General features: G+C 36.3%; 22 protein-coding genes. 11 read left to right on the top strand and 11 right to left on the bottom strand.

Going from position 1 to position 23,490, the window contains the following annotated elements:
* Positions 1–20 precede the first annotated feature (20 nt).
* Complete coding sequence (gene hemC / locus BMX24_RS13965) at positions 21–932, bottom strand: hydroxymethylbilane synthase (RefSeq protein WP_089793706.1); 912 nt, start codon at positions 930–932, stop codon at positions 21–23.
* Positions 919–2,193, bottom strand: a complete 1,275-nt coding sequence (hemA, locus tag BMX24_RS13960; protein WP_089793704.1) for a glutamyl-tRNA reductase — start codon at positions 2,191–2,193, stop codon at positions 919–921. The genes hemC and hemA overlap by 14 nt, the downstream gene beginning before the upstream one ends.
* 396 nt (positions 2,194–2,589) lie before the next feature.
* Here hemA and BMX24_RS13955 point away from each other — a divergent pair, with 396 nt between their 5' ends.
* The 6 genes from BMX24_RS13955 (at position 2,590) to BMX24_RS13930 (ending at position 8,944) form a co-directional block, all read left to right on the top strand.
* Positions 2,590–3,615, top strand: coding sequence for a rod shape-determining protein (locus BMX24_RS13955; protein ID WP_027381028.1), 1,026 nt, complete (start codon positions 2,590–2,592; stop codon positions 3,613–3,615).
* A 25-nt stretch (positions 3,616–3,640) separates the two neighbouring features.
* Positions 3,641–4,495, top strand: a complete 855-nt coding sequence (gene mreC / locus BMX24_RS13950) for a rod shape-determining protein MreC (protein ID WP_089793702.1) — start codon at positions 3,641–3,643, stop codon at positions 4,493–4,495.
* On the top strand, positions 4,488–4,994 hold the full coding sequence (locus BMX24_RS21360; protein ID WP_089793700.1) for a rod shape-determining protein MreD: 507 nt from the start codon (positions 4,488–4,490) through the stop codon (positions 4,992–4,994). Before mreC ends, BMX24_RS21360 begins: the two co-directional genes overlap by 8 nt.
* The gene (locus BMX24_RS13940) at positions 4,991–7,027 is read left to right on the top strand and encodes a peptidoglycan D,D-transpeptidase FtsI family protein (RefSeq protein WP_089793698.1); all 2,037 of its coding nucleotides are present in this window, start codon (positions 4,991–4,993) and stop codon (positions 7,025–7,027) included. The genes BMX24_RS21360 and BMX24_RS13940 overlap by 4 nt, the downstream gene beginning before the upstream one ends.
* Complete coding sequence (rodA, locus tag BMX24_RS13935; RefSeq protein WP_089793696.1) at positions 7,024–8,253, top strand: rod shape-determining protein RodA; 1,230 nt, start codon at positions 7,024–7,026, stop codon at positions 8,251–8,253. The genes BMX24_RS13940 and rodA overlap by 4 nt, the downstream gene beginning before the upstream one ends.
* Positions 8,254–8,368: 115 nt before the next feature.
* Positions 8,369–8,944: a pentapeptide repeat-containing protein gene (locus tag BMX24_RS13930; RefSeq protein ID WP_089793694.1), complete on the top strand. Its 576-nt coding sequence runs from the start codon at positions 8,369–8,371 to the stop codon at positions 8,942–8,944.
* A gap of 284 nt (positions 8,945–9,228) precedes the next feature.
* Here the strand turns inward: BMX24_RS13930 and BMX24_RS13925 are convergent, their stop codons facing one another.
* Together BMX24_RS13925 and BMX24_RS13920 are read right to left on the bottom strand one after the other, a co-directional pair.
* The gene (locus BMX24_RS13925) at positions 9,229–9,942 is read right to left on the bottom strand and encodes a C40 family peptidase (protein WP_089793692.1); all 714 of its coding nucleotides are present in this window, start codon (positions 9,940–9,942) and stop codon (positions 9,229–9,231) included.
* 340 nt (positions 9,943–10,282) lie between these two features.
* The gene (locus BMX24_RS13920; RefSeq protein ID WP_089793690.1) at positions 10,283–12,478 is read right to left on the bottom strand and encodes a glutamine synthetase III family protein; all 2,196 of its coding nucleotides are present in this window, start codon (positions 12,476–12,478) and stop codon (positions 10,283–10,285) included.
* Between the two features lie 629 nt (positions 12,479–13,107).
* On the opposite strand from BMX24_RS13920, the gene BMX24_RS13915 reads away from it, so the two are divergent.
* The 3 genes from BMX24_RS13915 (at position 13,108) to BMX24_RS13905 (ending at position 17,403) form a co-directional block, all read left to right on the top strand.
* A complete protein-coding gene (locus BMX24_RS13915) occupies positions 13,108–14,799 on the top strand; it encodes a DUF6909 family protein (protein WP_089793688.1) in 1,692 nt (563 codons plus the stop codon).
* 152 nt (positions 14,800–14,951) lie between these two features.
* Positions 14,952–15,416 (top strand): DUF1572 domain-containing protein, encoded by a 465-nt coding sequence (locus BMX24_RS13910; RefSeq protein WP_089793686.1) that lies wholly within the window; start codon positions 14,952–14,954, stop codon positions 15,414–15,416.
* Between the two features lie 151 nt (positions 15,417–15,567).
* On the top strand, positions 15,568–17,403 hold the full coding sequence (locus BMX24_RS13905) for a M1 family metallopeptidase (protein WP_089793684.1): 1,836 nt from the start codon (positions 15,568–15,570) through the stop codon (positions 17,401–17,403).
* Between the two features lie 504 nt (positions 17,404–17,907).
* On the opposite strand, the gene BMX24_RS13900 is transcribed toward BMX24_RS13905, so the two are convergent.
* Complete coding sequence (locus BMX24_RS13900; protein ID WP_089793682.1) at positions 17,908–18,510, bottom strand: hypothetical protein; 603 nt, start codon at positions 18,508–18,510, stop codon at positions 17,908–17,910.
* Between the two features lie 192 nt (positions 18,511–18,702).
* Between BMX24_RS13900 and BMX24_RS13895 the strand changes: the two genes are divergently transcribed.
* A complete protein-coding gene (locus BMX24_RS13895) occupies positions 18,703–19,461 on the top strand; it encodes a type III pantothenate kinase (protein WP_089793680.1) in 759 nt (252 codons plus the stop codon).
* 34 nt (positions 19,462–19,495) lie between these two features.
* On the top strand, positions 19,496–20,080 hold the full coding sequence (locus BMX24_RS13890; RefSeq protein WP_228404857.1) for a GNAT family N-acetyltransferase: 585 nt from the start codon (positions 19,496–19,498) through the stop codon (positions 20,078–20,080).
* A 98-nt stretch (positions 20,081–20,178) separates the two neighbouring features.
* Here the strand turns inward: BMX24_RS13890 and BMX24_RS13885 are convergent, their stop codons facing one another.
* The 6 genes from BMX24_RS13885 to BMX24_RS13860 all read right to left on the bottom strand — a co-directional run bounded on the left by BMX24_RS13885 (position 20,179) and on the right by BMX24_RS13860 (position 23,467).
* Positions 20,179–20,610 (bottom strand): nucleoside deaminase, encoded by a 432-nt coding sequence (locus BMX24_RS13885; protein WP_089793678.1) that lies wholly within the window; start codon positions 20,608–20,610, stop codon positions 20,179–20,181.
* Positions 20,611–20,614: 4 nt separating this feature from the next.
* Positions 20,615–21,238, bottom strand: a complete 624-nt coding sequence (locus BMX24_RS13880) for a hypothetical protein (RefSeq protein ID WP_228404855.1) — start codon at positions 21,236–21,238, stop codon at positions 20,615–20,617.
* A 53-nt stretch (positions 21,239–21,291) separates the two neighbouring features.
* Positions 21,292–22,212, bottom strand: coding sequence for a helix-turn-helix transcriptional regulator (locus tag BMX24_RS13875; RefSeq protein WP_089793676.1), 921 nt, complete (start codon positions 22,210–22,212; stop codon positions 21,292–21,294).
* Positions 22,213–22,285: 73 nt separating this feature from the next.
* A complete protein-coding gene (locus tag BMX24_RS13870) occupies positions 22,286–22,510 on the bottom strand; it encodes a hypothetical protein (RefSeq protein WP_089793674.1) in 225 nt (74 codons plus the stop codon).
* A gap of 87 nt (positions 22,511–22,597) precedes the next feature.
* The gene (locus BMX24_RS13865) at positions 22,598–22,894 is read right to left on the bottom strand and encodes a hypothetical protein (protein WP_228404853.1); all 297 of its coding nucleotides are present in this window, start codon (positions 22,892–22,894) and stop codon (positions 22,598–22,600) included.
* Between the two features lie 87 nt (positions 22,895–22,981).
* Complete coding sequence (locus BMX24_RS13860) at positions 22,982–23,467, bottom strand: hypothetical protein (RefSeq protein ID WP_089793672.1); 486 nt, start codon at positions 23,465–23,467, stop codon at positions 22,982–22,984.
* Positions 23,468–23,490 lie beyond the last annotated feature (23 nt).

The following is a 23,490-nucleotide window of genomic DNA, read 5'->3' as shown; positions in this document are numbered from 1 at the left end:
ACTCATCAGCCTAAACAGTTTTACTTTATCTGACCTTTAATTTCAGTCATTAATTCTTTTCCTCCGTTTTCAAGAACGATCTTCGCAAATTTTTTGCCATAATTTTCTTCTTCATTATAAACAAAATTTTCGTCGGTTGCGATGCAGTTTTTGCCATCCAGCGAGCAAAGTGCTGCTTTGAAACGGATCTGATCATCAAAAATTTCCGCAAAAGCTCCGATAGGTGCGGTACATCCTCCTTCCAGAGTATTCAGGAAATTTCTCTCAATCTCAACACAGATCTGTGTTTTTTTATGATTAATTTTCCTTACAATATCATTAATCTCCTGTTTGTGAGAGTGCCCTGCAACAGCAATTACACCCTGAGACGGCGCGGAAATCATCATCGGAAGCATTTCATAATCAATGTCCATTTTCATTCTTTTGATTCCTGCCAAAGATAAAATCGTTGCATCAAAATCCTGTTCTTCCAGTTTCTGAAGACGCGTCTGGATATTTCCGCGGATATCCGAAAACTCAGCGTTCGGGAAGTTTCTCAGCCAGAAAGCTCTTCTTCTCAAACTGCTTGTTGCCAGTTTAAGCTCATGAAATTCTTTGTTTCTTGAAGATTCTTTACGGATCAGGACATCCTGAGGGAAATCTCTTTCCAGATGGGCAATCAGTTCAATATTTTCGGGAAGTACGGTAGGTACATCTTTTAAAGAATGCACGGCGATGTCAATCTCGTCATTCAGTAATGCGGTATCGAGATCTCTTGTGAAAACTCCCGTGATTCCTAAAGAATAAAGCGGCTGATTGAGATTTTTATCGCCAGAAGATACGATAGGAACGATATCCGTTAAATAATTATTATTTTGAAGGTGCCTCGCAACTTCTCTCGCCTGCCAAAGTGCAAGTGCGGAATTTCTTGTTCCGATTCTAATGCTTTTCATTGAATTCGTTGTTTGGTTGTTCAACTAATATTTCGTGCATTAATTTACTAATTTCTTCGGCTTTTAACGGATTATCGATAATATATTTTGCAAAACGGTTGGTAATTTTCTGAATCATTTTATCGGAAAGTTCCATGTCCGTGATGTTTATGTATTTATTTTTTTTGTAAAAATTGTGCATTTCGTTGCGTTCCATGTTCTTTAAAACCGCTTTGAAATGGTGAATATTGGGAGCCAGTCTTCTCTTTTTTTCCCATTCGAGGAAGTCTTTTGCAAGCTCTTTAATAATTTTTTCAGCTTTCGGAACTTCTTTTTCCCTTTGCTGGATGGTCTCCTGGATTTGTTTGGAAAGCTCGTCGACATCTATCAATGTTACATTTTCATTTTCGATAACATTTTTGTCTACGTTGTTCGGAATTGAAAGGTCGATCACCAGCGTTTCCTTTCCGTTCGGGAAGTGAGACTTGTTCACGATCGGATGTCTTGCTCCGGTGGCAACAATAAGAATGTCTGTGTTTTTTAGTTCTTGATCAAAATCAGCATAATCAATATGAGGAATATTGTATTTCTCAGAAATTTTCGCTGCCGTTTCCTGAGTTCTGTTGGCAATTTTAATTTTTGGCTGATAAACGTGCTTTACCAAATTTTCAACGGTATTTTGCCCGATTTCGCCAACACCCAAAAGAAGAATATTTTTTTCGGTAATTCTTTTTTGATTGTTTAAAATATAATGAACCGCCGCATAAGAAACGGAAGCCGCACCGTTGGAAATTCCGGTTTCGTTTTTAATTCTTTTCGAAATCTGAATGGCAGAATTAATCGCCCTTTCTAAAAAGGGATTAGAATTTTGTCTCTCTTTTTTGAAACGGTTGTATGCTTTTTTGATCTGTCCGATAATTTCAAAATCCCCGATGATCTGGCTCTCCAGACCGGCTGCCACTCTGAATAAATGGATCAGAGCTTCTTCCTTTGTCAGAATATTGGCAAACTGAAGAAAATCCATCAGATTCACCCCAATCGTTTTACAATATTCTTCGGCTACCAAAAGGTAGTTGGGAGAGGTGGTGTAAATTTCGGTTCTGTTACATGTTGATACCACGAATGCGTCCCCTAAATCTTCATCATGAATTCGGGTAACAAAGTTTTTGATGTTTTCATCAAAGAAGGCAAACTTCCCCCTCGTTTCTACATCAGCCTTTTCGAAGCTAATGGAAAGTACGGCAAAATTCGACGTTTGATGGATGTTGGAATACTGTAACATAAGCAGTCGCAAATTTACGTTTTTTTTCATAAATCGTTTTCTGATAATGTATATGATAATTATCGTGAAAAACTATTTTGGTTTCCTTCTAAATAAGTTTTGAATGAATAAGAAAAGTTAAATTTTTTTGTTAAATTTTAACGGTTCAAGAACATTCGACACAGAAAATGGTTTGTCTTTTATAAATTGTGAAAACTCACACCTTCTATCTTCCCGCTTCCGGCCTGGAAATTAACTTAATTCTGGTTTAAATTAAAGTCTGTAATTGATTAAAGTAAAAGTTAATAAGATCTTGAAAATTTTAATAAAATTTTAACCAAATTATATGCTCGCGGAATTTCTTTGGTTGTCTTAAATTTATATCTTTGTAACTCTTTAAAAAATCAGAAGGAAAATATGAGTTTATTCGATATGTTTACGCAAGAAATTGCGATAGACCTTGGTACTGCCAACACCCTTATCATCCATAATAATAAAATTGTTATAGATCAGCCGTCAATTGTTGCAATTGAGCGTTCTACGGGGAGACCGATTGCCGTCGGTGAGCAGGCAAAACATATGCAGGGTAAAACTCACGAGGATATCAAGACAATCCGTCCGTTGAAAGATGGGGTGATTGCAGATTTCCACGCTTCTGAACACATGATTAAAGAATTTATCAAAAAAATTCCCGGAATTAAAGGGAAATTCATTCAGCCTGCACTTAGAATTGTGATCTGTATTCCTTCCGGTATCACTGAAGTTGAAAAAAGAGCGGTAAGAGATTCTGCTCAGAAAGTAAATGCTAAAGAAGTTCGATTGATTTACGAACCAATGGCAGCAGCTATCGGGGTTGGAATCGACGTTCAAAAACCTGAGGGTAATATGATCATCGACATAGGTGGCGGTACTACAGAAATTGCTGTGGTAGCTTTGGGAGGTATCGTTTGTGACAAATCTGTGAAAATTGCAGGTGACGTATTTACAAATGACATCGCTTACTACCTGAGAACTCACCACAATCTTTACATCGGTGAAAGAACGGCAGAGAGAATCAAAATCGAAGTAGGTTCTGCTGTGGAAGATCTTGATGTTGATATCGAAGATATTCCGGTACAGGGTAGAGACCTTATCACCGGGAAGCCAAAAGAAATCATGGTTGGGTACAAAGAGATCGCTCGTGCATTAGACAAATCTATCATCAGAATTGAAGATGCCGTAATGGAAACTCTTTCTCTTACACCTCCGGAATTGGCTGCCGATATCTACAAAACAGGTATTTATCTTGCTGGTGGTGGTGCTTTATTGAGAGGTCTTGCGGATAGATTACACAAAAAAACCGGTCTTCCTGTATTTGTTGCAGAAGATCCGTTGAGAGCTGTAGTTCGCGGAACAGGTATTGCGCTTAAGAATATGGATAAATTCAATTTCTTAATTAAATAATTCTAACTTTTACGAACACATCTGAATGGGATTTTTGCTGAGATTATTTTCGAAGAATGCTCTTTTTGTCTTCTTTATATTCCTGCAAATTATTGCTCTGGTTCTGATATTCTCTAAAAATGCCATGCAGAAATCCTGGATCGCGGGTCAATCAGCTGCGCTGAACTCTTGGGTTTCCGGATATATTGATGAAGGAGTTTCGTATCTTAAACTAAAACAGATCAATGAAGATCTTGTAGCTCAAAACAAAGCTTTGATGGTCGAACTTTACGGAAGGCAGGGTGCGAAAAACCCTCAGTTCAGAAAAGTTCATGATACATTGGGAGGCGGACAGATCTATACATTTGTTGACGGAGAGATTGTTTTCAACAGCATCAACAGAAGAAATAATTACTTTACAATAAACAGAGGGAGGAGAGACGGCGTATTTCCGCAAATGGGAGTAATGGCTCCTAGAGGTGTTGCGGGAATCGTGATCAATTCTACAGATAGTTACGCGCTGGTTCAGTCGGTTTTAAGTGTCAATAAAATCAGGATCAATGCCGCGCTAAAAAATTCAGGATATTTTGGGACATTGACCTGGAATGGAGACAATTCCAGAGTAATGCATTTGGCAGATATTCCTAAATATGTTGCCTTGAAAATTGGCGATACTGTCGTGACAGACGGGAAGTCGGCAATTTTTCCTAAAGGGGTAATGATTGGTACAATTGCGGGATATTCCGTAGATAATAAAACAGGTTTCTGGGATATCTCAGTAGAATTAAGTGAAAAAATGGGATCTTTGAACAAGGTTTTTGTAGTTAAAAATCTTAAAAAAGCTGAGGTACAAAAGATTCAGGATACAATGCAAGCTGTAATAAAAAAGGAAAATGATTAGCAGAACTTTATTTACGGACATATTGATCATGATTTTCCTGGTTGCATTACAAATTTTTGTACTGAACAGGATCACTTTTTTTGGGAAATACACACCGGTGTTATATCCTGTTTTTGTTATGTTTTATCCTTTTTTTAGAAATAAATTTCAGTTTTTGATTTTAAGTTTTCTGATCGGTTTATCGGTTGACGCGTTCCTCTATTCATGGGGAATCAATGCATTTGCAACAACCCTGATTGCCTATTTCAGAACCTTGATTTTCAGAACATCTACAGATACTTCTACAGATTTCTTTTCATTTCAGTCCCTGCAATGGGCACAGTTTTTACTGTTTTTGTTCTCGAGTATCTTCTTACATCAGCTTTTAGTACAATATATAGAGTTCTTTAAGTTTAGTAGATTTTTTGAAATATTACTTAATGTATCGATAACAAGTATAATTTCATTTATCTTTATCGTTATATATGCATTAATATTTAAAATCAAACAAAAAGTTTGAACACACGTTATTTAAAAATTTTTTCCGTACTAGTAATTGTCGCCTTGATTTTCGTGACGAGACTGGCCTATTTACAATTGTTTACAGATCGTTATGCTTTAAATGCTGCGAATACTTCCATTAAAATCGAATACGTAATTCCTCAAAGAGGAGTGATTTTCGATCGTAATGGGAAAATCCTTGTGGGTAACCAGCCGGCCTATGAAATATCTTTTACCCAGGCTTTGATGAAGCCCGATTTTGATACGCTTGGCTTTTGTAATTTAATGAAAATCTCGAAGACTGATTTCATCAAGAGGATTAATATCATTAAAAAAGAGAAATACTATTCCAAGCTGAATCCGATGACCTTTATGAAGGATCTGAGCAGAGAGGATATTGCACGGGTTCAGGAAATTATCTTTAAATATCCTGCTTTCAGCATTGTGCAAAGACCTCAGCGACAGTACGAAGTTTCCACTTCCGGAAACCTTTTGGGCTATACAAGTGAGGTAAACGAAAGAGAAATTAAAAAAGATTCAACCTATTATTTACCTGGAGATTTCATCGGGAAAACCGGTGTTGAAAAATCCTATGAAAAGGAGCTTCGGGGAGTGAAAGGAATGAAATACATTCAAAAAGACATCAAGCTTCGAAATATAGGTTCTTATAAAAACGGATCTCTGGATAAAGATGTAATTACCGGAAAGGATATTACACTGACTATCGATTACGACCTGCAGAGAATGGCCGAGGAAATGCTGGTGAACAAACACGGGGCAATCGTAGCTATCGACCCAAATAATGGGGAGGTTTTGGTGGCAGCAACCGGACCGGATATCGATCCTAATATTTTCACTGGTCCAAATAAATCTAAAAATTTATATGCTCTTTCAAAAGATACCATTTATGAAAATAAACCGACTTTTGACAGATCGCTTCAGGCAGCTTATCCTCCGGGATCAACCTTCAAATTATTGACGGCTTTGTCAGCAATGCAAATGGGTGTGATGGATGAAAATACCGTTTTCCCTTGTGGCGGCGGATTTTATTACAGAGGATTAAGAATTAAAGGTCATGGTGGTGCAGATCCGCTTATTCCTGCGATTCAGATTTCCAGTAACTGTTATTTTTCTTATGCTTATTTAGCTATTTTAAATAAATACCCGGGAAATCCTTCAAAAGGAGTAGACGAATGGAAGAAGATCATGAGCAGCTTTGGCGTAGGAGAATTCTTAAATAATGACTTTGCCGTTGGTGCTAAAGGCAGAATTCCTTCCGGAGAGTTTTATGAAAAAAGAATGAAGTCTATTCTTAAAGCAAGCGGTTCCAAAAAGGATCCTAAAAACTGGGATCCTTTGGCAACAGGAGCTGTTTTCAACGGAATGGGACAGGGAGATGTTCTGGTAACGCCTCTTCAATTGGCAAACTACGTAGCGGCTATTGCTAACAAAGGTTGGTACTACACGCCTCACATCGTAAAATCAATTGACGGCAAACCAAATCCTGATCCTAGATTTAAAAAGAAACATCAGACTTTAGTTGATAAAAAACACTTCGAACCGGTACTGAAAGGGATGGAAGCGGTAGTTTTGAGAGGTACAGCCCACGGTTTGAAATCAAACGATTTTACCCAATTGGCAAAAACAGGGACAGCACAGGTTCCGCAAGGAAAAGACAACTCGATCTTTGTATTGATTGCCCCTGCTGATAAACCTAAAATCGTGGTGGCTGCCGTGATGGAACACGCCGGATTCGGGGCAACCTGGGCGGGTCCTGCAGCAACGGTAATTGCTGAAAAATATATCACGGGAGATTTGAAGCGTGAGCATCTTTACAAAAAAATGACCTCTTCAAGCTTCATGCCTGAATACAAAAGACAGTGGATTGCCGATTTAAAACGCAAAGGTCTGTATGTAGAACCGAAACCGGATTCTCTGAAACAAAAAAGAATTCAGGATAGTTTGAATTTCATTAAAACGCAGAAAGAAAAACTGCAGAAACAAATAGAAATCGAAACAAAAAATAAAAAATCGAAACCCGTTACGCAATGAAATGGACAGAAGGAATAGATAAATTAGGTCTTGGCTTGTATTTTCTGCTTTGTGTTTTTGCCATTGCAAATATTTACAGTGTTGACCAGAAATTAGGAGAAAAACAATTGATTTTCTTCTGTATTTCTCTGTTTGTCGGGCTCATCATATTTGTCGGAAGAAGTAAATTTTTCGAAAATATGGCGGGGATTATTTATATCGGAGGTGTTTTGCTTCTTATCGGGCTTTTCCCCTTTGGTAAAGAAATTCTCGGACAGAAAAACTGGTACAAATTCGGAAGTTTTACGATGCAGCCGGTGGAATTTGCAAAAATAGGAACCGCTTTGATGGTTGCCAATTATGTTTCCGGACCGGAGTTTAATTTAAGTAATAAAAAATCTCTCTATACAACGTTAGCCATTGTCGGGATTCCTGCAGCGGTAGTTCTTGCCATTCCGGATGTGGGTTCGATGTTGGTTTTTATTGCATTCTTTATTGCTTTGTATCGGGAAGGCCTGAGCGGATTGTTATTCGGAATCGGATTTCTTTTTGCCGGAGTTTTTCTTATTTCATTAGCCATTAATCCAATTTATGTTGCCGCAGCTATTGTCCTGATCATCGGAGGGTGGATCGCCATGAATTATTATAAAATGTCCTGGAATGTTATCTCAATTTCCGGTATTGTTGGTTCTGTGGTTATTTTGTGCGGTCTGGCTTTCGGCTCGCCATACATTTTAGAGAAAATGCCAAAACACCAGAGAGAAAGGATTGAGGTTTTATATAAAGGTGAAAAAGCATTCAGAGATACTTCGGGGTATAACTTATTATATTCTAAAACGGCGATCGGTTCCGGAGGACTTTTAGGAAAAGGCTATCGTGAAGGTTCTGTCACGCAGGGAAAATTCGTTCCGGAGCAGGAAACTGACTATATTTTCTGTACGGTGGGCGAAGAATGGGGCTTTGTAGGAAGTGCGACTCTAATTCTTTGTTATATGATCTACATCGGGCGGATCTATTATCTCGCGGAACAACAGAAATCTACTTTTAATCGTGTTTTCGGGTATTGCTTTGCGTCGATTCTTTTGATGCACTTTACGATCAATTTAGGGATGGTTATGGGACTTTTCCCGACGGTTGGTATTCCGTTGCCGTACTTTAGTTATGGAGGAAGTTCATTGCTGGCCTTTTCGATCATGACTTTTATTTTCTTTAAATTAAATTATTCGGATAAGAACAGTTTGGTGTAAAAAGCTGGAAGCCGGAGGTTGGGTGATGGAAGTTTACAAATATTCTGTTTAATTTTAGCTTAAAATCTGCCTAATCTGCAAAATCAGAGACAAAAAATTTCATCAAAAAAATAGAATGAAACAAGCATACTTCTCAGATCAAACTTTCGAAAACACCGACTTCTCTCAATTTGAAAAAGGCGAATACGAAAACTGTATCTTCCGAAACTGCAATTTTGAGTATGCTGATCTTTCTTTTTCCAGTTTTAATGACTGTGAATTCATCGGGTGTAATTTGAGCATGGCAAAACTCGTTTCAACGGCTTTCCGTGAGGTGATTTTTAAAGAGTGTAAAATGTTCGGGCTTCATTTTGATGATTGCAATGCTTTTGGATTGTCATTTAGATTTGACGGTTGTTCTTTAAACAATTCCATTTTTTATAAAACATCAATTAAAAAAACGGTATTTAAAAATTCAAAATTAATTGAAGTTGATTTTGCGGAATGCGACTTATCCAACTCCATCTTCAATTCCTGTGATCTTTCCGGCGCTGTTTTCGACAATACAAACCTTGAAAAAGCAGATTTCCGAACATCGGTCAACTATTCAATAGATCCTTCTCAGAACAGGCTTAAAAAGGCCAAATTTTCACTTTCCGAAGTCTATGGCCTGTTGCATACTTTCGATATTGAAATTGATAGGAACAGCTAATTTTGCTAGATGCTAAATGCTAGATGCTAGATGCTAGATGCTAGATGCTAGATGTTAGATGCTAGATGTTAGATGCTAGATGCTAGATGCTAGATGCTAGATGCTAGACGCTAGAAGTTAGTATTAGAGATGTTACAATTCCCCTTCTCTGAAGGGGTGGATTTCAAACAAAGTTTGAAAGACGGGGTAGTTACATATACTAATCAAGTAAATTCAAAAACCTCATCACAATAAAAAAACCAGCAAAAAATGCTGGCTTCATTATTTAAATCAATTATTTAAAATTAAAAACTTGTTCCGTTTGATGCGGGAGTTGTAGTTGCAAGGTTGTTGTAAGCTTCTCCGTTCTCATTGATTACTCTTTTTCCGAATCTGTACTTAGGTCCCCAATAAGAGTCATTAAGCGAAGAAATCATTACTCCTCTCGACGTTGCTGCGTGAATGAATTTCACTTCACCGTCTTCAGAAACACTTTCTACAATACCTACGTGAGAAATTCTTCTTCCGTGAGAAAAGAAAATCAGGTCACCTTTCTGAAGGCTCTCTTTCTCGATCTTTTCTCCTTCCTGCGCCTGAGAAGCTGCTACTCTTGGTAAGCTAAGCCCTGCCGCTGCCCCGAAAACGGAAAGTACAAAAGCTGAACAATCGATACCGTTTCTTGTCATTCCTCCATATCTGTAAGGAGTTCCCAGGTACGTTGACGCTTCCGTAAGGATGTTGTCTATGGTTTTATTGTGTCTGATTGATTTTGCAATCTCAGAATTCTTAATGGTATTTTTTGCGTTCGCTAAAGAAGTTGCCTTTTCAGCAAGAAATGAATTGATCAATTGCTGTTTATCCTGCTCCATTTTCTTTGTATCGATAGAAGCTAGTTTGGCATCTGTTTTGTATTCTTTAGTGTAAGTTGCTGGTTTTGATACTACGTAATTGGTAACACACGATTGTAACGATACGGTAGAAACGAAAGCAACTAAATAAAACAAAACTCTTTTCTTCATATATATTTGATTATCCGTGTTAAAAAAGGAATAGTATTTTTCAAAAGCATTACAAAAATATGTATTCCAGCCAAAAGGGCTTGGATATGATTATTATCAGGTTCTATTTTTAACACATTTTAACATATTATTTAAGTATGTTAAAGAAAAACAAACCGCAACCGCCTATTTTTGGTGAGAGTGCGGTTTTTTTTATTAAGGTTTTTTAACATAATAATTGATATTTCCTTTATTAATCATAGTTAAATTTTTAAAACTCCAATTTTCTGCACTGTTAATAAAACAAAAAAAACTCTCCGGAAATACCGAAGAGTTTAACTAATATGGAACTTTACAGATGTTACTTTGTAAATAACATTTCTCTATACTTTGTCATTGGCCAAAGCTCATCATCCACCATCATTTCAAGATCATCAGATGCATCTCTGATTCCATCGAATAAAGGTTTTACCTTGTTACAGTATGCTTCTGCCTGCTTTTGGCTGTCAGATACAGCTTTTGCGGCTTCTCTGGCTTTAATAAGATCTTCAACACCTAATTTGATTTTAGAAACATTCTCAGAAATATTAGTGATCAGGCTCATTTGCTCTTTCGCTAATGTTTTGAATTCTTTGTCTCCGAAAATTTCTTTAAGACCTTTTACATTTTCGATCAATCTGTTTTGATAATTTAAAGCAGAAGGAATAATGTGGTTTCTTGCGATATCACTTAAAACTCTTGCTTCAATATCAATCACTGTAGAATATTTTTCTAATTTGATTTCGTTTCTGGCTTCAACTTCTCTGTGCGTGAAGATTCCCATTTCTTCGTAAAGCGCAAGGAATTTTTTATCCATTTCCTGCTTAAGCGCTTCCGGAGTGGTCTTTAAGTTGTTCAAACCTCTCTTTTTAGCTTCTTTCGCCCAGTCATCAGAATATCCGTCGCCTTCAAACATGATATTTTTACACTGCTTGATGTATTCTCTTAATACGTTGAAGATCGCCTCGTCTTTTTTAAGACCAGTCTCAATTAAAGCATCAACTTCTTTTTTGAAATCGTTTAATTGTTTTGCGGCAATCGTGTTCATTACCGTCATAGATTCTGCGCAGTTTGCAGAAGAACCTACCGCTCTGATCTCGAATTTATTTCCAGTAAATGCAAACGGAGAAGTTCTGTTTCTGTCGGTATTATCCAACAAGATTTCAGGAATTTTTCCAACTACATTTAGTTTTAAATCTGTTTTTTCGTCCGGAGAAAGTTTTCCTTCCGTTACTTTTTCAAGCTCTTCCAACACTCTGAACAACTGGCTTCCGATAAATACCGAAATAATTGCTGGTGGAGCTTCATTGGCACCCAATCTGTGGTCGTTGCTTGCAGATGCGATACTTGCTCTTAAAAGGTCAGCGTATTCATGAACAGCTTTAATCGTGTTAACAAAGAACGTTAAGAACTGTAAGTTTTTCTTAGGATTTTTTCCCGGGCTGAGTAGGTTTTCACCAGTATCTGTAGCTAAAGACCAGTTGTTGTGTTTTCCGCTTCCGTTTACTCCTGCGAATGGTTTTTCGTGGAATAAAATGTGGAAATGGTGCTTGTGAGCAATTCTTGCCATGATGTCCATCAACAAAGAGTTGTGGTCTACCGCAACGTTTACTTCTTCAAACATTGGAGCCAGCTCAAATTGGTTTGGCGCTACCTCGTTGTGTCTTGTTGTTACAGGAATACCCAATTTCATACATTCGATTTCCAACTCTTTCATGAAGTTCATTACTCTTGTAGGAATTGAACCGAAATAGTGGTCATCTAATTGTTGTCCTTTTGCAGGAGAATGTCCTAGCAATGTTTTACCTGTTAATACAAGATCCGGACGAGATTGGTATAATGCTGAATCTACAAGGAAATATTCTTGCTCCCAACCTAAAGTAGGAGTTACTTTTGTTACGTTTTTGTCGAAATACTGCATTACGTTGGTTGCAGCTTCGTCTACCGCGTTCAAAGCTCTTAAAAGAGGTGCTTTATAATCTAAAGTTTCTCCCGTATAAGAGATGAAGATTGAAGGAATACATAATGTAGTTCCCATAATGAAAGCCGGAGAAGTAGGATCCCAAGCTGTATAACCTCTCGCTTCGAAAGTGTTTCTGATACCACCGTTCGGGAAAGAAGATGCATCAGGCTCCTGCTGAATCAATAAGTTTCCGCTGAATCTTTCGATCGCTCTACCACCTTCGATCGGAGTAAAGAAAGAGTCGTGCTTTTCTGCAGTGCTGCCTGTCAAAGGTTGAAACCAGTGAGTGTAGTGAGTCACACCTTTGCTCATAGCCCAGTCTTTCATGGCTACAGCTACCTGGTCTGCAATGTGTCTCTGGATTTTGGTTCCTTTTTTTACCGCATCCATAATAGACTGGAATGCTTCTTTTGTTAAATATTCTCTCATTGTCTCTTCTGAGAAAACATTCTGACAGAATAATTCTGACAATTTTACAGGAACTTCAACGGAGTTATCTCTTCTAAAGTCCTTAAATGGTAAGGTTTCTAACGCTTTGAATCTTAAAGTTGACATAATAAGGTTAATTTTACGGGGCAAATTTACAAAAAAAATGAATCGAAAATATTTTTACCCTAAAAATTTAAGGGGTGATTTTTATTTTAACTAAATTTTAAACAGAGATTTGATTTTTAAGAGGGGTAGGATGGGTTTAAAGTTTAAAATTGAAGGTTTAAAGCTTGAGAATGCTTTGGGATTTATTACTATGTAATATATATATAGTACAATTTACGATTTAATTATACACTTCTATATTAAATAATTGTTTTTTTTGTCATAATTTTTATCTATTTGTCAGGCTGAAAGCATCTCAACAGAATATTTCAAGATCGCCTCGTTCCTCGCAATGACAGTGGTGGGATGAATTCCCCTCCTTTGGAGGGGTGGCGAAAATTTCAAAGAAATTTTTGACGGGGTGGTTTTAAACGGAATCATTTCCTAGTCCCGATTTGTATCCTTTTGCGGTGTTTTCTATAATTGAGAATATTAAATATGAATTTTTAAGATTGCTTCTTCGCTTCACTCATTGCAATGACAAATCAGTAGAGATGACACACAATCATAATATTATGTTAAATCGTTTATTAAAAGATACTTAAAATAAGTTGCAGGGAGATTTTGTATATTTGTGTGAAATTTATTTTATGACAAATTCTAGAGCAAGAGAAACAACGGAAGCAATTGAAAGATTGTATATTTCTATGAGACACCTCTTTTACAGAGGTTTTTTTAAACCTGCCGGTGTTTCGGGGGAGAGCATCAGAAGTTTGTTGAAGACCATCAATCCGGAAATTTATGGAAGCATGAATATTCCAAGTAAATTGGAACTGAATGGTTTGATGTATGTTTTAGACAGGCTTCCGGAGGGAATTGAAGAATGCGCTTTTATTCATCTTACATCAGATGAGGGTTTTGATAAAGGAAGTTTCGAGCCAATTGTACCTAAAAAGAGAAGAAGAAACTGTTACAGAATCGATGAGCACCAGATGAATATCGAAGTTCTTTTGGGACGTTCGGAGATCTATGATATTCTTACTCACTTAACATTTTTATTTATAGAAGCAGATAAAGTTCGCAATCTGGCTTTCATTCAGGATGAAAACTGGAAACCGACACGCGCTTTTAAAATTATCGAAGAAGTAGTAAAAGGCGAAAAAAAATTCAGCAGAAAGGAAAAAGAAGTTGCTTTGATTCATTTATCTTCTTTAATAGGAAGAACTTTTGATGAAACATTGAACGCTTACAATACTTTTGGAGATGATAAGAACCCTGACCGTTTGTTTAAGATCATCTACAACTTAGCGAAAGTAAGTTTGGAAGATGCAAAACAGACAAGAGAAAGAGAAATTCATTTCAGTGCCATATTAAAGGAAAGAGTGGGGCATCACTATTTCGGTGAAAAATGGGCCAATAAAGTGAAAGAAGTTTTATTTGAAAATGATCTTCATATGCGTCCGCTTCATATTATTTCTGCGAACATGCACTCGGTGAAAAATATGCTGTACGCCAACGATGCCTTAAAGAAAAAAGATCCCAAAGAAGTTGATTATAAACTGTACGGGGAAATTTCCGATAAAAAAGAACTTCGCGACAAGGTTTCTAAATATGCCCTTGAAGAAGGGATGATCTATATTAATGACAAGAGTGGAAGTAATATCGATGTACAGATCATTGATCTTAGCAAAACCAATCTTAAGAATACTCCATTCAGCGGAATAAAATTTGGCGGAGACGATGTGATCATGGTTTTCGATTATGCTTTTGGGGAACAGGCCTATGAGGTAATGGACGAATTATTAAGACCTTACGAACATAAAGGTGAAGTTTACATGATGAAAGTAAAATCTGTTTCCATCATGGGTAAAGCGGGAATTCTTGCCGGTGGAAAAGGAGATATTATGATTCCGACTTCGCATATTTTTGAAGGAACAGCTGATAATTATCCTTTTGAAAATGCCTTGAAACTGGATGATTTTAAAGATGATGAATTGAAAGCTTTCGAAGGCCCGATGATTACCGTGTTGGGAACATCGCTTCAGAACAGAGATATTCTCTCTTATTTCATGAACACGTCATGGAAAGCAATCGGTCTTGAAATGGAAGGTGCTCATTATCAGAAAGCTATTCAGGTAGCTTCGAAGATCAGACATCATATTTCACCGGATTTATTTGTTTGCTATGCGTATTACGCTTCGGATAATCCTTTGGAAACGGGAAGTACGCTTTCTTCGGGAGGTTTAGGCCTTACAGGTGTAAAACCGACGTATCTGATTACGTTGAGAATCCTTGAAAAGATCTTACAAAGCGGAAAGAAAGAGGTTTCTTCTAAAAAATAATTTTTAATTTTAATTAAATTGAAAATACAATCCTTCAAGGTTTTTAAAATCTTGGAGGATTTTTTATTTGTAACGGATGGTGAGCCTTGTCAAGGTTTTAAACCTTGACAAGGCTCATTGAAAAATAATTATCTTTAAAAAAATTGAAAACAATGAGTTCAACTTTACAATTAGCCAAAAGATTCAGGGAAGTGTTGCTTGACGGACTTTGGATTGCCAACACAAATTTTAAAGATCAGCTTAAAGACGTCACCTGGGAACAGGCAACAACAAAAATTGGTACTTTAAACACCATTGCCATGCTTACTTTTCATATCGATTATTATATCGCAGGATTGGTGAATGTTTTTGAAGGCGGTAATTTAGAAATAAAAGATAAATACAGCTTCGATCTTCCTCCGATTGAATCTCAGGAACAATGGGAAACACTTTTAAATAAGCTTTGGAATGACGCTAAAAAGTTTGCAAGCTTATTAGAACAAATGCCCGATTCTAAAATGAATGAAGTTTTTGTTGATGAAAAATATGGAACATATCTAAGAAATATCGACGGGATGATTGAGCATGCTTATTATCATTTAGGACAAATTACTTTGATTAAAAAGTTACTGAACTAAACACAAATTACACTACTATTTTCACGAATAACGCGAATTTTATTTGTGTCTGAATTGGTGTGAATATTTGTGATCGTAGTGTTTAAACAAAATAACTCCACATTTGAAGCTATTATTTTAATTACTTATCTTTAAAAAAAATAAATTTTAAATGAAAAAATCGGTTGCAATCTTATTTGCATTTATTATTTCTCAATTTCAGGCCCAGCAAGGAGCTTATTATCAGCAGAGTGCGAAATACAAGATGGATATTGATGTGAACGCTGAAAAATTTACATATCAGGGAAATCAAACGCTAGAATACACCAACAATTCACCGGACGAGCTCAATGTCGTGTATTTCCATTTGTACTGGAATGCTTTTAAACCCAATTCCATGATGGATCAGAGAGTGGCGGGTCAGGGAAAAAACGGTGATTCAAGATTGCAAAAAGATGGAGTTTCTAGATTGGCTTCCATTCCGAAAAACGAAGAAGGAGCGCAAAATATCCACTGGATTAAGCAGAACGGAAAAGATTTAAAATTTGAAATTCAGGAGACGATTATGAAAGTCTATTTGGCAGAACCGATTAAGCCAAATTCAACCACAACTTTCACCATGAACTGGGATGCCGTAATTCCTCAACAGATCAGAAGAAGCGGAAGAAATAACAAGGAAGGCGTTGATATGACCATGACGCAGTGGTACCCGAAAATTGCAGAATATGACTATGACGGTTGGGCAGCTTTTGATTATATCGGAAGAGAATTTCATGCCCCTTTTGCAGATTTTGATGTGACGATTAAAATCAATAAAGATTATGTAATCGGAGCCGGAGGAATCCTTGAAAACCCGACAGAAGTGAAAGGCTATGATGCCAATGCAAAAATTAAAGCCGAAAAAAATAAAGCAACATGGAGATGGACCGCGAAAAATATGCTGGATTTTGCATGGAGTGCAGATAAAGATTATGTGGTGAAAAGTTTTGATGTTCCGCAAGGCCCGAAAGTTTTTTTGGTGTATCAGAATAATGATAAAACAAAAGTTTGGGAGCAGGCTCAGCCTTACATAACCAAATATTTCCAAATCATGAATTCCCACTTCGGGAAATACGTTTATCCGACCTACGCTTTCATCCAGGGCGGTGACGGTGGAATGGAGTACGGAATGTGTACGATGATTTTGGGCGAAGCTAAAGATATTAACGGATTGATGGGTTTAATGGCTCACGAAGGCGCTCACTCATGGTATCAGCAAATGCTCGCCACCAACGAATCGATGAGACCATGGATGGATGAAGGGTTTACAAGCTATGCAGAAACGTATGTCATGTCTCAGCTTTTTCCGGAAGACCTTCCGAATCCTTTTGCCAATTCTTTGAATGCCTACAGAAATTTTATTAAAAAAGGAATTGAAGAACCTGCAGTTTGGCTAGGCGATCATCACGATAACGGAAATTCTTACACCTATGCTTCTTATGTGAAAGGGGAGTTGTATCTGGTGGAGTTGGGCTACATCATGGGAGAGCAGAACTTAGCCGAAACATTAAAGCAATATTATGATCAGTGGAGTATGAAGCATCCTTCTGACAGGGATTTCTTACATATCGCTCAGAAAGTTTCGGGGATGGATCTGAAGTGGTTCCAGAATTATTGGATCAACACTACAAAAACGATCGATTATGGAATAAAAGATGTAAAATATGAAGCCAAATCTACCACCATCACTCTTGTGAATAACGGGCAAATTCCGATGCCGATTGATTTCAGTGTGATGACAACCGATAAAAAAATCGTTACCTATCAGATTCCGATGAATATGACGCATACCTGGAAAGAAAAAGATGCGTACGGAGAATTTAAAACAATGCCTTACTGGCCTTGGACACAGAAGGAATATACCATTACGGTTCCTTATACAAAATCTCAATTGTCCGTTCTGGGAATTGATTTCAGCCAGAGACTGGCGGATGTGAATCTTGAGGATAATTTTGTGGAAGTGAAATGATTAAGTAAAAAGGAGTATGAAAAACATACTCCTTTCTTGTATTGAAAATTGAGAAAGTTTTAACCTATTACCATGGTGAACCGCAATCACGAGCTGATACGATACAATTGACGTTCAGACATGGATTGGCAGGGCAAACAGTTCCCGGACATATTGCTGGGATGCCACTAGGCATGGGACAATATACTTGTCCTCCTTGAATAGCCTTTAAAGATGCTCTCGGTATTTTTTTTAAACTTTTCATAATAAATTATTTAGCTTGTTATTGGTCAATACTGTTCGTATTGTTATCAAATTTATGATTGTATCATATAATTAGATACTATAAATGTGTAAGTGTGTTATTTTATTTAGTAAATGTAATTATACTTCCCATAAATGTGATTAAAGAAACTAATGTGCTAATTTAAATAATACTAAATAGGATAAGTTTTTTTGGTTGCAAACGAACGACTTGTTTTGAAAATAAGAAAGAATTTTCTTTAAAAAAGTTTTAACACCGAATTACTGTATTTCGAATTGCTTTACCATCCAGTGATTGGCGTGGTTTTTAATAAGGTCATTTTTTATTTTTTCATCTTTTGTATTCAGATAGCTGTACACTTTCAATGGAACAGAATCGGGATATTCTTTCAATCCCTGAGCGATCGTTGCTCTTGCCTGATCTTCTTCTTTTCCGCTGTCTAATGCTTCATATTTGTAAATATAAATAATGGCCGGAATTTTTCCGTAAACATCTTTGGTTTCATCTTCCAATAACCTCATCGTTTCAATCTGAAATTCCGGATTAGAAGGTTTTCCCACCATTGCGGTCTGGCTGATGTGCTGCTGATACATGAGGAAAAGCATTAAAATATGAAGGTTTTTCGTATTCTTATCAGAAGCCAGCATTTGGATTTTTTCCACCGTTTCAGCAGTCATTTCATCATTGTCTGCCTGCAAACTTTTATTGTAAAATTCATCGAGAAGATTGTATACCGCTTTGTCATTTTTATCGATATTGGCATCTTTTTTCATCTTTTGAAATAATGTCCTGATGGTTTCAGCAGATTGCGCAAAAGAATGAACACTCAAAAGGAAAAGCAATAATAAGGCAAGTTTTTTCATGGAAATTGATTAATGATTTTTGAATTTTTAAATGTAATGAATTTGTTTTTAAAAGATAAATAATTTTAGAAAGTCAATTTAATTTGATTGATTTTGAAGGTGTTTTTTATTAAAATCATTAATTTTAAACTTTTAAATTAATATAGAATTTCATTTCGATGAATAAGTGAAATTTCTTTTGAAAGTAAATAAATGAATTCAATCGTAATAAACATAGGAAACAGCAATATCAGATTTGGGCTTTTTGATGATGATAATTGTGATATTTCGTGGGTGATCAATACAAAACCTTACAGAACGGCAGACGAATTATACGCTCAGATGCTGATGCTGTATCAAACTTATAAAATAGAGCCTCAGGAGATCAGTAAAATAATTATCGGTTCGGTGGTACCCCAGCTTACGAAAGTGATGAGTTCGGCGATTAAAAAAATTCATGGGATTCTTCCTGTGATTGTCGATCGGAACACACCTTCAGGAGTGGCCGCGAAATCGAAACAGATGGGAACTGATATTTATGCCAATCTCGTTGCAGCCCACAATATGTATCCGAACAGAAAGAAAATTGTTCTGGATTTCGGAACGGCACTTACAGCGAGTTGTGTGGCGGAAGATGGCGAAACTTTAGGTGTTATCATTGCTCCGGGGATTGTGACCGCTTTGAATTCATTGATTAGTCAGACCGCGCAGCTTCCGGAAATCGAGTTGAAAAAACCAAAAACAGTATTGGGATTAGACACCGTTACCTGCATGCAAAGCGGGATGGTATACGGATTTTTAGGAATGGTGGAAGGCTTTATCGACAGAATAAATGAAGAGGTAAAAGACGATTGTTTTGTCGTAGCAACAGGCGGAGTTTCCCATGTCTACAAACCTTTAACAGATAAAATCCACGTTATGGACAGGCTTCATACACTGAAAGGACTGTACTTTTTAGGAAAAGATTTATAATTTAAGGTTAAAGCTGAGGCTGAGGCTAAATTTAATGCTGTTAAATCTCAACCTCAGCCTTAACCTTCGTTTCAACCTCAACACAATGCACAACTTCCCAAAAATAGAAACAGAAAGATTGATTCTCTCTCAATTGAAAGAGGAAGATCTTCCTTTTGTTGTAGATTATCTGCAGGATAAAATTTTCTCTGATCTTACTTCTAATATTCCGTATCCTTACCGTCAGGAAGATGCTGAATTTTGGTTGAAAATGTCAAAAGAAGCTTTTGAAAAAGGTTCGGGATTTACATTTGCGATTCGTGATAAAGATGAAAAAATAATCGGGGCAATCGGACTTCACGATAGAGGAGAAGGGAAGGCCGAATTGGGATATTGGATGGCAAAAACCTATTGGAATCAGGGGTTCGTTACAGAAGCAGCCAAAGCCGTTCTTGATTTTGGATTTAAAGAATTAACATTCAACAAAATTTTTGCGACTCATTTTCTTCACAATCCTGCCTCAGGAAAAATCATGGAAAAAATAGGAATGAAAAAAGAAGAGATTTTACATCAGCATATTAAAAAAGATGGAAAATATTTCGATATTGCTTTGTATTCTGTTTTGAAAAAATTTAATTAAATTTTAATCACTCAACTTCTCGATACGATTTTTTTTAAAATCTACTCGAAGTGACATTGTTCTCCTATCAATTGAGTTCTTTCCAGCGCTTAAGTTAATTAGCGTTTAGATTTAAAAAATTCTTTTACGATTGAAGAACATTCATTTTCCATAATTCCGGTAACAATTTCTGTTTTGGGATGAAGGCTGAGATTTTTATTAATAAAACCTCTCTGCTCGTCTCTCGCCCCAATCACCACCTTTGAAATCTGCGCCCACGAAAGGGCTCCGGAACACATAACGCAAGGCTCCAAAGTAACATACAACGTGCAATCTTTCAGGTATTTTCCGCCCAGAAAATTGGCTGCAGAAGTAATGGCCTGCATTTCTGCATGAGCTGTGACGTCGTTTAATGTTTCGGTAAGATTGTGCGCCCTCGCAATGACCCGATTGTTGGAAACCACCACACAACCGATGGGAACCTCATCTTTTTCCAGTGCAATTTCGGCTTCATTGAGAGCCATCTTCATGAAATATTCGTCGGTAAACATTTATTTATTCAAGATTGATCGTTAAAGGAAGTCTGAAGTGATATCTCACCGTATTTCCTTTGAGGGTAGCGGGAGAAAACTTTTCCGAAATCGAGTACAGGGCAATTTCCGCCTGTCTGTTGAATGTAAAATTATTACCCTGAGCATGAACATTGCTGATGGTTCCGTCTTTTTCTACAATGAAAGCAACATCGGTTTTTACGGTTTTTTCTTCGGCATACACTCCATCAGAATAAAAAAGATTGGCAACTTCCTGTCTCAGCGCATTAATTCCGCCGGGATAATCTGCTGCCTTATCAGTGGTCGTGACCATATCCGATTGATTTTCAGCAGTGGATGTTTTGGTCTGAATTTTATTGAGATCTTCAAGATTTTTTACCTTTAATAAAGCTCCGATTAATGCTACATTTTCTATGCTGTCCATTTTTTTCATAAAAAGTAAAAAATCTTTCTTGATGGCATCTTTGGAAGCAACATTGGGCTCGGTTCTGTATTTTTTCTGAAATTCATTATTAATCAGAACGCGGTGATGGTTGTAATAGTTCTTTACGTTCTTAAACTCCTCTGTCTGTTGTGAAAAACAAAAAGAAGAAATAAGACAAAAAAGGCAAAGAATTAGTGATTTCACTTTGATATATTTATGTAAATGTAATCAAAAAATATGAAACCGGGCGAAACTTTTTAGCTTTCCAGATAACGGTTCAGAGACTCCTGCAGATGGTTGCGGATGTCATCAACTAAACCTTTCGGTTCTAAGACCTGCACTTCTTTTCCGTAAGAAAGAATTTCCTGCATGAAGTCGTAGGTAGGGTGCAAAAAAAACTCAAAAAAGATTTCTTCCGGTGTTTCTTTTATTGAATTCTGAGACTGATGTAGAGGAAAACTTTTGATATATTCTCCCTGATGCCGGCTGCATTTCAGAACAATTTTCTGTGGATTTTGCTCGGTAAGATTCATGACTCCGAAAGCATTTTTAAAATGTTCCCTGAAATTGTAATTGTATTTTTCCCGGAACTTTTTGTCGCTCACATCCAGATAATTAATCCTGTCTAAACCGAATGATTTTAAAGCTTTATCCTTTGTATCGATCGCGATGAGGTACCATCTGTCTTTGGATTCTTTCAATGCCAACGGATGAACTTTTCGGGAAGTCATCAACTTGTTTTTGTAATTGTAATGCTCGAAAGAAACAATTCTCTTGTTCCGGATCGCGAAAAATAGATCATAAAAGTTCTCAACTCCCGTAGGTTTTCTGCTTTCAAAAAAGATAAAATCTGAGAAATCCGGATGAAGATTCAGGGCGTTGCTTACCTGAAAAGACTCAAGTAATTTTTGATTGTATTCATCTACTTCCATTGTGGGGCGGCTCTCAATATAATATCGGTTATCACCCTTTTTCTTGTTATGAATGGAAAGATTAAAAAGATCGGAAATCTCCCGAATATCTCTCTGCAAGGTACGAATAGAGTAGCTCTTGATTCCCGCATCCTGAAATTCGAATGAGTTGAGTAGATAGTCCTCCAGCTGCGAATAGGTAGCCGGAGAACTTTCTAATCTTTTTATAATTAAGGCATATCTTGTCAGGTAAAAATCTTTTTTCATGGATGAATTTTATAAGACAAATATATGAGCTTAATGCGACAAACGGTGTCGTGTTTTGTTTTTGTGGATAAGTTTAATTAACTTCATAAATAACTCCATATTCATTTAATTCTTCAATTACTAAATTAATTTTATCAGAATCTCCATTAATTTCTACCTTATCATACTTTTCATATGAATCTAGATAATTTCCAATTTCTTCAATTGATTGAATTATATTTTTATCTCTAAAATATGATAACACTTTAAGAATTGTAATCCCTTGATTGTACTCTCGTTTGATAGTTATTTTTTTCATAATATTATTTTTTTATCCAAAACATTGTCACTTTTTTTTCAGTAATTACTATATCAACAGGTTTGAATTTATTATTTGTAGCTTTATTTAATCCTTTTCCTGCTGGGGTTGCTTTTGATTGTATTCATCCACTTCCATTGTGGGGCGGCTTTCAATATAATATCGATTATCACCCTTTTTCTTGTTATGAATGGAAAGGTTAAAAAGATCCGAAATCTCACGAATATCCCTCTGCAAGGTACGAATAGAGTAGCTCTTGATTCCCGCATCCTGAAATTCGAATGAGTTGAGAAGATAGTCCTCCAGCTGCGAATAGGTAGCCGGAGAACTTTCTAATCTTTTTATAATTAAGGCATATCTTGTCAGGTAAAAATCTTTTTTCATGATCTAATTTTGTAAGACAAAGATATGGGCTTAATGCGACAAATGGTGTCGTGTTTTATTTTTGTGGAAAGATTTTTTGAGTTTTAACTATCTTCCAGAATCATAATGACTTTCAAAATATGAAGGATGATATTCTAAATTTTCTAAATTTAGATAATGTATCTCTTCTTGCCCACTATGATTATCATTATAATCAGCTTTAAAAATTGAAACAGCAATATGTTCTTTTCCTTCAATAATTTTTTTATCTCCTAAGGAGTATATTGAATTGCTCTTTGACCATTTTTTAGGTTTTGGGGGTGGAATGATATGAATTATTTCTTTATTCAAATTATAAACAATTAAATTGTTAGCGAAATGAAGAGTATTTGAATTTTCTGTATAACGAATTATTAAAAAATTATCCGATACATATGCATTTCCTATATAATCGTCAGATGAAGAAAGTAAACTAAATATTTTATTTTCATAATGCCAACTTATTTCCAAAGGATGTAAAATATTAACATTAGAAACTATTTTAGGATAATGTTGATTATAATATTCATCTCGATATATTACTTTGTATTCCATATCTTTTATAATTAATGCATATC

This window comes from Chryseobacterium wanjuense, from assembly GCF_900111495.1.
In the GTDB taxonomy this organism is placed as follows: Bacteria; Bacteroidota; Bacteroidia; order Flavobacteriales; family Weeksellaceae; genus Chryseobacterium; species Chryseobacterium wanjuense.
This window is presented reverse-complemented; position numbering and strand designations above follow the sequence as displayed.

Coding starts and splice junctions, on each gene's coding strand:
- BMX24_RS21360 (WP_089793700.1), top strand. CDS start 4,488: ATGATTAGCAGAACTTTATTTACGGACATATTGATCATGATTTTCCTG.
- BMX24_RS13860 (WP_089793672.1), bottom strand. CDS start 23,467: ATGGAATACAAAGTAATATATCGAGATGAATATTATAATCAACATTAT.
- BMX24_RS13865 (WP_228404853.1), bottom strand. CDS start 22,894: ATGAAAAAAGATTTTTACCTGACAAGATATGCCTTAATTATAAAAAGA.
- BMX24_RS13910 (WP_089793686.1), top strand. CDS start 14,952: ATGAGTTCAACTTTACAATTAGCCAAAAGATTCAGGGAAGTGTTGCTT.
- mreC (WP_089793702.1), top strand. CDS start 3,641: ATGGGATTTTTGCTGAGATTATTTTCGAAGAATGCTCTTTTTGTCTTC.
- BMX24_RS13920 (WP_089793690.1), bottom strand. CDS start 12,478: ATGTCAACTTTAAGATTCAAAGCGTTAGAAACCTTACCATTTAAGGAC.
- BMX24_RS13905 (WP_089793684.1), top strand. CDS start 15,568: ATGAAAAAATCGGTTGCAATCTTATTTGCATTTATTATTTCTCAATTT.
- BMX24_RS13890 (WP_228404857.1), top strand. CDS start 19,496: ATGCTGTTAAATCTCAACCTCAGCCTTAACCTTCGTTTCAACCTCAAC.
- BMX24_RS13925 (WP_089793692.1), bottom strand. CDS start 9,942: ATGAAGAAAAGAGTTTTGTTTTATTTAGTTGCTTTCGTTTCTACCGTA.
- BMX24_RS13875 (WP_089793676.1), bottom strand. CDS start 22,212: ATGAAAAAAGATTTTTACCTGACAAGATATGCCTTAATTATAAAAAGA.
- BMX24_RS13895 (WP_089793680.1), top strand. CDS start 18,703: ATGAATTCAATCGTAATAAACATAGGAAACAGCAATATCAGATTTGGG.
- BMX24_RS13870 (WP_089793674.1), bottom strand. CDS start 22,510: ATGAAAAAAATAACTATCAAACGAGAGTACAATCAAGGGATTACAATT.
- BMX24_RS13915 (WP_089793688.1), top strand. CDS start 13,108: ATGACAAATTCTAGAGCAAGAGAAACAACGGAAGCAATTGAAAGATTG.
- rodA (WP_089793696.1), top strand. CDS start 7,024: ATGAAATGGACAGAAGGAATAGATAAATTAGGTCTTGGCTTGTATTTT.
- BMX24_RS13900 (WP_089793682.1), bottom strand. CDS start 18,510: ATGAAAAAACTTGCCTTATTATTGCTTTTCCTTTTGAGTGTTCATTCT.
- BMX24_RS13955 (WP_027381028.1), top strand. CDS start 2,590: ATGAGTTTATTCGATATGTTTACGCAAGAAATTGCGATAGACCTTGGT.
- hemA (WP_089793704.1), bottom strand. CDS start 2,193: ATGTTACAGTATTCCAACATCCATCAAACGTCGAATTTTGCCGTACTT.
- BMX24_RS13930 (WP_089793694.1), top strand. CDS start 8,369: ATGAAACAAGCATACTTCTCAGATCAAACTTTCGAAAACACCGACTTC.
- hemC (WP_089793706.1), bottom strand. CDS start 932: ATGAAAAGCATTAGAATCGGAACAAGAAATTCCGCACTTGCACTTTGG.
- BMX24_RS13885 (WP_089793678.1), bottom strand. CDS start 20,610: ATGTTTACCGACGAATATTTCATGAAGATGGCTCTCAATGAAGCCGAA.